General features: G+C 61.2%; 12 protein-coding genes. 2 read left to right on the top strand and 10 right to left on the bottom strand.

The window, feature by feature from the left end; all coding sequences use genetic code 11:
- Positions 1–131 precede the first annotated feature (131 nt).
- On the top strand, positions 132–593 hold the full coding sequence (locus ACOYNV_RS22465; protein ID WP_422902041.1) for an RNA methyltransferase: 462 nt from the start codon (positions 132–134) through the stop codon (positions 591–593).
- Positions 594–717: 124 nt separating this feature from the next.
- On the opposite strand, the gene ACOYNV_RS22460 is transcribed toward ACOYNV_RS22465, so the two are convergent.
- The 8 genes from ACOYNV_RS22460 to ACOYNV_RS22425 all read right to left on the bottom strand — a co-directional run bounded on the left by ACOYNV_RS22460 (position 718) and on the right by ACOYNV_RS22425 (position 5,815).
- A complete protein-coding gene (locus ACOYNV_RS22460; protein ID WP_422902040.1) occupies positions 718–1,341 on the bottom strand; it encodes a Maf family protein in 624 nt (207 codons plus the stop codon).
- Positions 1,341–1,811 (bottom strand): 23S rRNA (pseudouridine(1915)-N(3))-methyltransferase RlmH, encoded by a 471-nt coding sequence (gene rlmH, locus ACOYNV_RS22455; protein WP_422902039.1) that lies wholly within the window; start codon positions 1,809–1,811, stop codon positions 1,341–1,343. The genes ACOYNV_RS22460 and rlmH overlap by 1 nt, the downstream gene beginning before the upstream one ends.
- Entirely contained in the window at positions 1,808–2,170 is a 363-nt protein-coding gene (gene rsfS / locus ACOYNV_RS22450; protein ID WP_422902038.1) for a ribosome silencing factor, read from the bottom strand. The genes rlmH and rsfS overlap by 4 nt, the downstream gene beginning before the upstream one ends.
- A gap of 7 nt (positions 2,171–2,177) precedes the next feature.
- Positions 2,178–2,849 carry a nicotinate-nucleotide adenylyltransferase gene (gene nadD / locus ACOYNV_RS22445; protein WP_422902037.1) on the bottom strand — a complete coding sequence of 224 codons (672 nt, stop codon included), beginning with the start codon at positions 2,847–2,849 and terminating at the stop codon, positions 2,178–2,180.
- A 31-nt stretch (positions 2,850–2,880) separates the two neighbouring features.
- The gene (locus tag ACOYNV_RS22440) at positions 2,881–3,657 is read right to left on the bottom strand and encodes a BPSS1780 family membrane protein (protein WP_422902036.1); all 777 of its coding nucleotides are present in this window, start codon (positions 3,655–3,657) and stop codon (positions 2,881–2,883) included.
- Positions 3,658–3,831: 174 nt separating this feature from the next.
- Positions 3,832–4,569, bottom strand: a complete 738-nt coding sequence (locus ACOYNV_RS22435; RefSeq protein ID WP_422902035.1) for a BPSS1780 family membrane protein — start codon at positions 4,567–4,569, stop codon at positions 3,832–3,834.
- A gap of 137 nt (positions 4,570–4,706) precedes the next feature.
- Positions 4,707–5,048 carry a DUF2782 domain-containing protein gene (locus ACOYNV_RS22430; protein WP_422902034.1) on the bottom strand — a complete coding sequence of 114 codons (342 nt, stop codon included), beginning with the start codon at positions 5,046–5,048 and terminating at the stop codon, positions 4,707–4,709.
- A 41-nt stretch (positions 5,049–5,089) separates the two neighbouring features.
- Positions 5,090–5,815, bottom strand: coding sequence for a TIGR00730 family Rossman fold protein (locus ACOYNV_RS22425; protein WP_422902033.1), 726 nt, complete (start codon positions 5,813–5,815; stop codon positions 5,090–5,092).
- Positions 5,816–5,835: 20 nt separating this feature from the next.
- Between ACOYNV_RS22425 and polA the strand changes: the two genes are divergently transcribed.
- Positions 5,836–8,592, top strand: coding sequence for a DNA polymerase I (gene polA / locus ACOYNV_RS22420; protein WP_422902032.1), 2,757 nt, complete (start codon positions 5,836–5,838; stop codon positions 8,590–8,592).
- Between the two features lie 219 nt (positions 8,593–8,811).
- Here the strand turns inward: polA and ACOYNV_RS22415 are convergent, their stop codons facing one another.
- Entirely contained in the window at positions 8,812–9,195 is a 384-nt protein-coding gene (locus ACOYNV_RS22415) for a response regulator (protein ID WP_422902031.1), read from the bottom strand.
- Positions 9,188–11,252, bottom strand: a 2,065-nt coding sequence (locus ACOYNV_RS22410; RefSeq protein ID WP_422902030.1) for an HWE histidine kinase domain-containing protein, incomplete at its 5' end; no start/stop codon positions are given. The genes ACOYNV_RS22415 and ACOYNV_RS22410, both read right to left, overlap by 8 nt.

Raw genomic sequence — 11,252 nt, 5'->3', positions numbered from 1 at the left:
AAATTATTGGAAAAAAAAGGCAGGGAACTGTTTGGTAGAGATCAGGTTCTCTGATACTCGCGTTGAGCGGAGCAGGGAGGGAAAGCGGATAAACCCGTACAATCGCAACTCGCCACCAAAGCCCAGCCACTATGAGCAAAGGTTTCTGCTGTATCGGACTCTTCAATCCCAAGTCGCCGGAAAACGTCGGCTCGGTGCTGCGGGCGGCCGGCTGTTATGGCGTGAACAGCGTTTTCTATACCGGCGTTCGCTACGACCGCGCGAAAGAGTTCGTCACCGACACCAAGAAGGTTCACCAGAAAATACCGTTGATCGGCATCGAAGACTTGCAGCAGGTGATCCCGCTTGGCTGCACGCCAGTCGCCGTCGAACTGGTCAAGGGCGCCAAAGCGCTGCCCGAATACACCCACCCCGAGCGGGCGTTCTACATTTTCGGCCCGGAAGATGGGACGCTCGACAAAACGATTCGCGCCTGGTGCACCGATGTGGTGTTCATCCCCACCGTCGGCTGCATGAATCTCGCCGCAACCGTCAATGTCGTGCTCTACGACCGCATGGCCAAAGCACTCAAGAAAACCAAGCCCGCCGATTGATGGTTCCAGGCTTCACCATAGACTGACCTTGAGCCCACCAAGGCTATTACGCTCATGCAACGGCCCTGGAAAATGTTTTCAATCCCGACTTCTGCGCACGCAATGTCCGTGGTCCCCGCCAGATTTACAGCGGATATTCAAAGCGCCTGAGCAAGGCGCCGGTCTCGAACAGCGGCAATCCCATCACGCCGGTATAACTGCCGGCCAGTTGCTCGACAAACAGGCCGGCGTGGCCCTGAATACCGTACGCACCGGCCTTGTCCAGGGGTTCGCCGCTGGCGACATAGCGGCGGATTTCGGACTCGCCAATTACGCCGAAACGCACTTCGCTGACCGACAACAGCGCTTCGATACGTCCTTCAAAGGCAACGGCAACGGCGGTGAGAACGCGGTGCGTGTTGCCTGAAAGGCGAGACAGTATACGTTTCGCATCATCGGCGTCGATCGGCTTGCCGATGATCTCGCCTTCGAATTCGAGCGTGGTGTCGGCCGCCAGCACCGGTTGCGGCACCAGCTTTCGCCAGCCGACGATACGCCAGCCAAGCTCGGCCTTGGCGCGTGCAACGCGTTCGACATAGACGGCGGGAGCTTCGCCGACATGCGGCGTCTCGTCGAGTTCCTTGTCCTCGCGCGGCGGACTGCGAAAGACGATGGTGTCGAACTGAATACCGATCTGCGTCAGCAACTCGCGCCGGCGCGGACTGCGTGAAGCCAGATAGAGGCGCGGATGCTGCAGGTTGATTGGCATCAGCCCTCCCGGTGATAAGGATGGTTCTTGACCACGCTGACGGCGCGGTACAACTGTTCGCAGAGGATCAATCGGGCCATGGCGTGCGGCAAGGTCAGGCTGGAAAGGCGGATCGTTTCGTTGGCTTGCTGCTTCAACTCGTCGTCAACGCCATCGGCACTGCCAATGATGAAGGCCGTATCGCCGCCTTCGCGCATCCAGTCTTCGAGGCGCTGGGCCAGCTTCAGGGTAGTCAGATCAACGCCTCGCTCGTCAAGGACGACTATCCGGTTGAAGCCCTGCAAGGCCGCCTGCAAGCGGACCTTCTCGGCGGACAGAAGTTGTTCGCGGGATTTCGAGCCGCGCGGCTCGGGTTTGATCTCGACAACCGAAAGCGGTAATTCGCGCGGCATGCGCTTGACGTACTCGGCGCAGCCTTTGGCGACCCAGTCGGGAAGCTTGTGGCCGACGGCGAGAATGCCGAGTCTCATGCCGTGGTGGCGGCTGCCTTGCGCACACGTTCTGGACCTTTGCCGCTCCACAGTTCTTCAAGATTGTAATAGCTGCGAATGGCCGGCTGCATGACATGGACCACGATGTCGCCAAGGTCGACCAGCACCCACTCGCCGCTGTCTTCGCCCTCGGTGGAAATGACGTGACCGCCGGCTTCGCGCACCTTGTCCTCGACATTGCGCGCCAGCGATCTGACCTGACGGTTGGATTCGCCGGTGGCGATGACGATCGAATCAAAAAGGGAGGTGAGTTTGGTGGTATTGATAACTTCGATATCGCGGCCCTTGATGTCTTCAAGGGCGCTTACAACGAGTTTTTCTAACTGTTTTACGTTCATTGGGTGGTCATTTCTCCGGGTAAAGGTGTTGATTTTCAATATAAGCGATAACCGCGTCGGGCAGCAAATAGCGCGGGCTGCCCTGATTGGCCAGCAAGCGGCGAATCTGAGTCGCCGAAATATCGAGCTGGGTCATGGCAAAGGTAACAATACGCCCGCCCGGCGCCCCTTCCAGCGCCGAAGGCGAGTCACAGTGCCGCTGCTGGTAGATGGCGGCGAGTGCCGGCGGCAGGCTGCCGGTTTCAATCGGAAAACCCGGTCGGTGAGCCACGGCGATGTGCGCCAGATCAAACAGCGACTCCCAGCGATGCCAAGTCGGCAGGCCGGCAAAGGCATCGGCACCAACGAGCAACACCAGTGGCTGTTGCGCACCGCATTCACTAGACAGACGCAAGCGTTCGAGCGTCGGCACGGTGTAGCTCGGGCCATCAGCCTCGGTTTGGGCCGGATCGAGTTCGAAGCGGGCATTGCCCGCGATGGCCAGGCGAACCATCTCCAGGCGGTGCGCTGCGGCGACGCGCGGCGGTTTGTTTTCAAGGCGGCGATGCGTTGGCTGGCCGGCAGGAATCCAGCGCACACGTTCCAGGCCCAGACTCTCGGCAGCCTCTTCGGCCAGACGCAGGTGACCGAAGTGAACCGGGTCGAAGGTGCCACCGAAAATACCCAGAGGCGTACCCAAAGGCGCACCCAGAGGCTTGCACCGTGCGGCTTCAGGCATCTTCGTCAATGGTCACGAAAACGTCGCGATAGCTCACGTAGAAGCTGGCATACAGGGTCGGCAGGAAAATGAGCACCGTCAGGAGCGTCAACATAACGGAGAACATCTCGCCGCCATTGGCGAGGAAAGAACTCAGCAAACCAACCAGCAAACCCGGTATCAGCGCACCGAAAACCATGATCGCCGCGCAGAAGACAAGAAAAGCGCGCCAGTTGCGCACGCAGGCGACGAAGCTGAAGAACAGCGACTTGCCGGCGGAAAGGTCATGCCAGGCGACCAGCACTGGCGCGAACCAGTAAGCCATGACGAGCGGGGAAAACAAGACCAGTGCCAGTTGCACCGCGAGGACAAACTCGCTGCTGGACAGTGCCTGCTCTTCTGGTTTGTTGCCCAGCACAACGAGTTGGAACAGCACGCCGTCGTCGACCAATGCGGTAATCCCGAGCAGGCTGACGCTGGCGACAAGGTATATGGCACCAAGCACCAGCAGGGGGCGCAGGTTATTGTGAAAACCCGAGAACAGAATCTGTGGCGGGAACGGGCTGCCCTGCTCGATCGTCCGACAGGCATTCATCAGGCTGACCGAAAAAACCGGAATCAGCACCGTGGCGGCAATCTGACCGATAACCGGGACGGTATTGATCAGCGCCATCAGCATCCAGTAGCCGAGCACGGCGAGCGAAAGCATCAACTGATTCTTGCGGAAAATAAGGAAGCCATCGAACAGCCAGCGCCAGCCGCGATTGGCCGGACGGGTCAGGGCTTGCATGGGCGCATGGGCCGTAAAGCAGTACCTGAAACCTCACCGCAGAGGCACAGAGGCGCAGAGAAAGCGCAGAGGAACCCTTTAGTTTTCATCGGTTTTCTCTGCGAAACCTCTGCGCCTCTGTGCCTCTGCGGTGGATTTTCGGCATTTTCACCCGATCTCCGCGGGAAAAAGATTTTAGTTGGCAACAAAGATATCCCGATACGAGGCATAAACCGACCCGAAAATCACCGGGATGAGCACCAGGAAACCAAGGCCGACCGGCAGCGCGGCGAAGAACATCAGTACCAGCATGATCAAGCCGTAGACCAGAAACGGCAGCGTATTCTTCAGGCAGGCATTGAAGCTGGCCTTGAGCGCCTCGACCGGCGGCATGTTGTTGAAGAAGACCAGCGCCGGCGCAAACCAGATGGCCATGACCAACGGCACCGAAAGCGCCAGCGAGATCAGCATGGCCAGCATCAGGCCGCCGAAGGCCAGCCCGATCCCGGCCGGACGGCCCATCATCAGGCCTCCGGCCATGCTGCCGCCACCGAGGACGAAAACGATCAGGAGGATAGCCAGCATGGCGGCCATGTAGAGCACGCCGAGCATGACCAGATTGCCGGTGTTCTGCTTGAAACCGGCAAACAGATCGGCGATCTCCAGCGTTTCGCCGTTCGACACTTTCTGGCAGGCCAGCAGCATGCCGGCGCCGAGCAGCGGGGTGAGCAGTTGAGCGGCCAGCGTGCCGACCAGCGGAACGATATTCAGCCCGAGAACGACCACCAGCAACACGATGGTCATGGCGATCCACAGCCCGGGATTGACGACAAACAGCGCCCAGCCTTGCTTGAGCCACTCGAAGGCATTGCCTGCCGCGACGACGCGACTGTTACCGTTGAAGGCCGGAGCCGGAATCGGGAAGGGTTCCATGATATCGCTCACTTGAATCGGTTGAAATGGGGGGGTAAAGGGTCAAGAATGGCAGGTGACCCGGCACGCTGCTGCCCTTACCCCAGTCCTCCCGCGGGAGAAAGTGCACGGCAGCGCGGTGAGGGCTAGCGCTGTGGTCAGAAGGTGCCAATCACCCACATGGGAACGCTCAGAGCGGGAGTGCCCGGAGCATCCGGGATGGTGGTAAAGGAGCCGTCGCCGCTTTGATCCACCAGCGTGTAAGGAATACCGTTTTCCGGCGTAACTCTTATCTTGAAAAGCCTGCCATTGATGCGGTGTTCCTCAAAGGTATTGCCGTCGCGACGCTTGATCGTCACCTGCGGTTCGATGGAGTCGTCCAGCGGCACCATGACCGGTGGCTTTACATCCGGCACGGGCGGCGGATTGGCGGGGCTCTGGGCAAAAACCGGGACGGCAACGAAAGCAAGCAAAGCGATGAGGGTAGGGAGGCGGCGCATGAAAAATATTTCCGGGTGGCGATTGGCAGGCGTTGATTGTATTACAGATTGAGCATCAACTCGCGCTCGAACGGGAGCGGATCAAAACCGCGTGTCTCGTAGTGCCTGAAGATGGCCTCGACCACATCTTCTGGTTTGTCGATTACCTGGATCAGATTGATGTCCTCGGGCGAAATGACCTTCTCGCTGACCAGGGTGGTGCGGAACCAGTCGACCAGCCCGCGCCAGAAGGGCTCGTACACCAGAATGATCGGAATACGGCGGCTCTTGCCGGTCTGGATCAGGGTCAAGGCTTCGAGCAGTTCGTCGAGCGTGCCGAAGCCGCCGGGCATCACCACATAGGCATTGGCAAAGCGCACGAACATGTACTTGCGCGCAAAAAAGTGGCGGAAGGATTGCGATATATCCTGGTATTCATTGGATGACTGCTCGTGCGGCAACTGGATGTTGAGGCCGACACTCGGCGACTTGCCGTGAAAAGCGCCCTTGTTGGCCGCTTCCATGATGCCGGGGCCGCCACCGGAGATGACCGAGAAACCGGCGTCAGAAAGCTGGCGGGCGATGGCCTCGGTCAGCTTGTAATAAGGCGAGTCGGGCGGCGTCCGTGCGCTACCGAAGATCGAAACCGCCGGACGGATGGCCGACAGGCGCTGCGTCGCCTCGACGAACTCTGACATAATGCCGAACACCCGCCAGGCCTCCTGCGAGTTGCTCACCTTGGAGGCACTCTGGTCTGCCAGATGCGGTATTTTCCCTTTTTCGCTCATTTCATTTTCTCGAATCAATTATGCCTACTTTGCTGCTGGTCGACGGATCGTCGTATCTCTACCGCGCTTTTCACGCCATGCCGGATCTGCGCAATACGCTCGGCGAACCGACGGGCGCGATCTATGGCGTGCTGAACATGCTACGCCGGCTGGATAACGACCACAAGACAACGAACGTGGCTTACAAGGCCTGCGTCTTCGATGCCAAGGGCAAGACCTTCCGCGACGACTGGTATGCGCAGTACAAGGCCAACCGCCCGTCGATGCCGGAAGACCTGGTGCGCCAGATCGAACCGATTCACCTCGGCGTCGCCGCCTACGGCTGGCCGATCCTGATGGTCGACGGCGTCGAGGCTGACGACGTGATCGGCACCCTGGCCCGGCAGGCTGCCGCGCAAGGCATCAAGGTGGTGATTTCGACCGGTGACAAGGACCTCGCGCAACTGGTCGATCCGCGCATCAAGCTGGTCAATACCATGAGCAACGAAGTGCTTGACGAAGCCGGCGTGCTGGCCAAGTTCGGCGTCCCGCCCGAGCGCATCGTCGACTACCTGACGCTGGTCGGCGATGTCGTCGATAACGTGCCGGGCGTCGCCAAGGTCGGCCCGAAAACCGCCGTCAAATGGCTGGCCCAGTATGGCTCGCTCGACGGCGTCATCGCGGCTGCGGCCGACATCGGCGGCGCGGTTGGCGAGAACCTGCGCCTCGCCCTCGACTTCCTGCCGCTCGGACGAAAGCTGGTCACCGTGCGTTGCGATCTCGAACTGCCATTGAATCTGGCCGATCTGGCGCCGCGCAGCATCGAACATGAGCGACTGGCTGAACTGTTCACGCGCTACGAAATGAAATCGTGGCTCAAGGAAGTGCAAGCTTTACCTTCAGAAGTGCCAGCCGATACCGCAGCCTCCCCTCTCCCCCCGGGAGAGGGGCCGGGGGTGAGGGAAAACAACGGCAATCACCGCCTGCACTACGAAAACATCCTCGACTGGCCTGCTTTCGACAAGTGGCTGGCCAAGATCGAATCCACGCCACTTACCGCGCTCGACACCGAAACCACCAGCCTCGAACCGTTTACGGCGCGCATCGTCGGCATCTCGCTGGCCGTGGCGCCGGGCGAGGCCGCTTATCTGCCGCTTGCTCACCATTACGCCGGCGCCCCCGCCCAACTGCCGCGCGAGGAAGTGCTGGAGCGGCTGAAGCCGTGGCTGGAATCGGCGCAACAGGCCAAGATCGGCCAGAACCTCAAATACGACCAGCATGTTTTCGCCAACCACGGCATCGCGCTGGCCGGCGTCGCGCACGACACGCTGCTGCAATCCTACGTACTCGAATCGGGCAAGGACGGCGTGCGCGGTCACGACCTCGGCCAACTTGCGCTGCGCCATCTTGGCCTCGAAACGATTCCTTTCGAAGCGCTGTGCGGCAAGGGCGTGAACCAGATCTGTTTCGACCAGGTGGCCGTCGAGCAGGCCGCCGAATATGCCGCCGAAGACGCCGACCTGTGCCTGCGCCTGCACGAAAAACTGTTTCCGCAGATTGCCGCAGATCAAGGCTTGCTGCACATCTACAGCGAAATCGAAATCCCGGCACGGGACATTCTTTTCCGCATGGAGCGCACCGGCGTGCTGATCGACTGCGACCTGCTTGCGGTTCAGAGCAACGAACTCGGCAAGCGCCTGATGGAACTCGAAACACTCGCCCACGAGGCCGCGGGACAGCCGTTCAACGTCAATTCGCCGAAACAGCTCGCCGAAATCCTTTTCGTCAAACTCGGCCTACCGGTAAAGAAAAAAACGCCCTCGGGAACGCCCTCGACCGACGAGGAAGTGCTTTCCGAACTGGCGCTCGACTATCCGCTACCCAAGCTGCTGCTCGAATCGCGCCAGCTTGCCAAACTCAAGGGCACCTACACCGACAAGCTGCCGAAAATGGTCAACGCGCAGACCGGCCGCGTGCACACCAGCTACGCGCAAGCCGTGGCGGTGACCGGCCGGCTGGCTTCCAGCGAACCGAATCTGCAGAACATCCCGGTGCGTACCGCCGAGGGCCGGCGCATTCGTGCCGCCTTCATCGCCCCGCCGGGCGGGCACATCGTTTCCGCCGACTACTCGCAAATCGAGCTGCGCATCATGGCGCACCTCTCGGAAGACGCGCGCCTGCTCGAAGCCTTCGCGCAGGGCGAGGACGTGCACCGGGCCACCGCTGCCGAGATCTTCGGCGTCACGCCGATCGAAGTCGGCCCCGACCAGCGGCGCGTCGCCAAGGTCATCAACTTCGGCCTGATCTACGGCATGAGCGCCTTCGGCCTGGCCCGCCAGCTCGACATCGAACGTAGCGCGGCGCAAGCCTACATCGAGCGCTATTTCGCGCGCTATCCCGGCGTCGCCCGCTACATGGAAAGCACGCGCAACGCGGCCAAGATGAACGGCTGCGTCGAAACCGTTTTCGGCCGCCGCCTGTGGCTGCCGGAAATCCGCGCCAGCCAGGCCGGGCGCCGTCAGGGCGCCGAGCGTGCGGCAATTAACGCGCCGATGCAGGGCACCGCCGCCGACCTCATCAAGCTGGCGATGATCGCCGTGCAGGGCTGGATCGTCGCCGAGCATCTGAAATCCCGCCTGGTCATGCAGGTGCACGACGAACTGGTGCTCGAAGTGCCGGACGACGAGCTAGCGAGAGTGCGCATCGAACTACCGCCACACATGACGCAGGTAGCGAAATTACGCGTGCCGCTAGTCGTCGAAGTCGGTGTCGGCGCCAACTGGGACGAAGCGCACTGAGCGCGTCATGGCTCAGGCAATACCAATCGAACTGGCGGGTAGTCAGTCACCGAGGAGTCTGTGAATACCTCCCGTCATTCCGGGCTTGACCCGGAATCCAGAGGTGCTCCACTGGATTCCGGGTCAAGCCCGGAATGACGAATCTCTTGATCATCATGACTGACAACCAGGCCTCCAGCCAGAACACAATATGGCCGGCGCTGACCGGCCATCGCACCGCTACGTGGCTTTCGCCTTGTGCGCCTTGGCGAGGGCAAACGCCTGCTCCACCAAGGTCATCAGTGCATCATGATCGTAGGGTTTCCGGATGGCCGGAATGTCCGCGTAGCGCGCTGGCAGTATCTCTTCCGGCGCATAGCCGGTGGTAAAAACGATGGGGACGCCGCGCTCGATCAGCAGGTCGGCCACCGGGTAGACCATTTGGTTGTGAAGATTGATATCGAGGATGGCGATGTCGGCGGCCCCGGTTTCGGCCAGGGCCAGTGCTTCTGCCACCGTCGAGGCCGTGCCGACGATCTCGACGCCATGCATTTCGAGGATCATTTCCAGTGCCACCAGAATCAGGAGTGAATCTTCGACCACCAGGGCCCGACGTTCAGACATGTTCGGCCTTCCTGTCATCGAGCAAGAGGTGCTCGGCCGGAATGGTGATCACGCAGCTCACGCCTTCCGTGTCGAATTTCAAAATGCATGTTCCGTTAACTTCGTGGCGCAGGCTGCGTTCGATGACCACCGAACCGAATCCGCGCCGTATGGGTGGCGCGACCGGCGGGCCGTTGCGCTCCTTCCAGGTCACCACCAGTTCACCGTCGCCTGCCGCCTGGCACCAGCCGATGTCGATGCTGCCACTGGGTGTGGACAGGGCGCCGTACTTGGCGGCATTGGTGGTCAGTTCATGCACGACCAGGGTGAACGGCATCGCTGCCTTGGGCGACAACAACAGGTCATCGCCGGAAATGCGGAGGTTCCCGTTCTTCCCTGCCCGGTACGGGGCCAGTTCTTCCTCCACCAGCTTGCGCACCGAGGCACCCTTCCAGCGACTCGCGCCCATCAGGTCGTGGGCGTGGGCCATGGCGCGGATGCGCTGTTCCAGCGACAGGGCAAAGTCATCCAGCGATTCAGCCCCCGACTTGGTCTGCCGCACCAGCGCCTGGATATTGGCCAGGGTATTTTTTACCCGATGGTCCAGTTCGGCCATCAGCAGGTTCTGTTGTTCGAACGCCGCCTCGCGTTCTTGCCGAGCCAGGTCCATCTGCTGCAAAACGTTTTCCAGCAACCAGACGCGGAAGGCGAGGGCCGCCTCGAGATCCACCGCATCCCAGGGCGAGGATTGCAGCCGCACTTCCTCCTGCCACGCTTCGAACGACTTGCGTGGCGTCAGCCGCTCGCCGTGTGCGCCGAGCTTGAGCGGCTTATGCGGATCGCCCGCCCAGGTGACGGTGCGGACCACTTCGGGCCGGAACCACATCACGTAGTCGGCGGGCTGGCGTGACAAGGCGATGGCCAGCAGGCCACTGGCCATCGAGGCAAAGGGAATCGACGGCGGAAAGATCGCGCCGAGCTGGAAGGTATCGACCACCGGCTGGCCCAAGCCGTTCAGCCAGGCCACCAGTTCGCCGATGACTTCCGGCGGCGGCGTCTGGCCCAGGGTGTGCAGCTTGCCGTCCAGACATACGGCAGCACCGCCGGCCGGGATGAGGTCGAGGATGGTCACCGTCCCGGACACCAGCTCAACAGCAAAATCCATGGCTTGGGGCAGGCGGTTGGCAAGCGCCGCGTAAACGCGTCGGGGCGCCAGTCGCCGCTGGGCCACGTCGGTTTCAATCCTGACTTCCAGATAGAGCGAGAAAATCCGGGCAAAAAGTTCGCAGGCGACGCGCAGGTCGGAAGCAATATGGAGCGGGCTGTTGTTGTGGCAGGCGATCAGCCCCCACAAGGTATTGCCCGTGACAATGGACAGCGTCATGGTGGCGCTCACCCCCATGTTCTGGAGGTATTCAACGTGGATTGGCGAGACGCTGCGCAGAGTGCAATGACTCATGTCCAGCGGCTGGCCGATACGCTCGGTCGGGCAGGACTGAAGCGGTACGGGCGTGTAATTGACGTCAGGGATCAGGCGCAGCCAATTGCGCCGATAAAGCTCCCGCGCCTGCGTGGGAATGTCGGAGGCCGGATAGTGCAGATCGAGAAAGCTGGCGAGTTCGTCCGCCTTGTCCTCGGCCACTATCTTGCCGCTGCCGTCATGCAGGAAACGATAGACCATCACCCGGTCGTAGCCGGTGGCTGCGCGCACCTGGGCCGCGACGCTACGGTAACAGGCCTCGAAACCCTCGGCCGCTTGCAAGACGGCCAGCATGGATTTGATCCGGGCGAGCGGATCGCCGGATAACGCGGCGCTGGGTCCCGCCGCTTCCAGTTCGATGATGCCGATCCGGCCCTGGGCGTGCACGGTGGCATCGAGCCGACGCGGGCAACTACGCGAGTTCAGGCCGAGCAGGACGGAGGGCTCGGGAAGGCGCAGATGCTCGACGAGCGATACCAGCACCTGGTCTTCAAACAGGCTGGAGAGCGGCAACTGCAGCAAGCGCTCCGGCTCGACCCCCAGTATGAGAGCGCCGAGTTGGTAATGCCTGACATTCGCCAAGGTGGAAGTGCCTATT

It is taken from the genome of Propionivibrio sp. (assembly GCF_049316945.1).
In the GTDB taxonomy this organism is placed as follows: Bacteria; Pseudomonadota; Gammaproteobacteria; order Burkholderiales; family Rhodocyclaceae; genus Propionivibrio.
The sequence above is the reverse complement of the archived record's forward strand: the minus strand, read 5'-3'. Positions and strand labels throughout refer to the sequence as shown.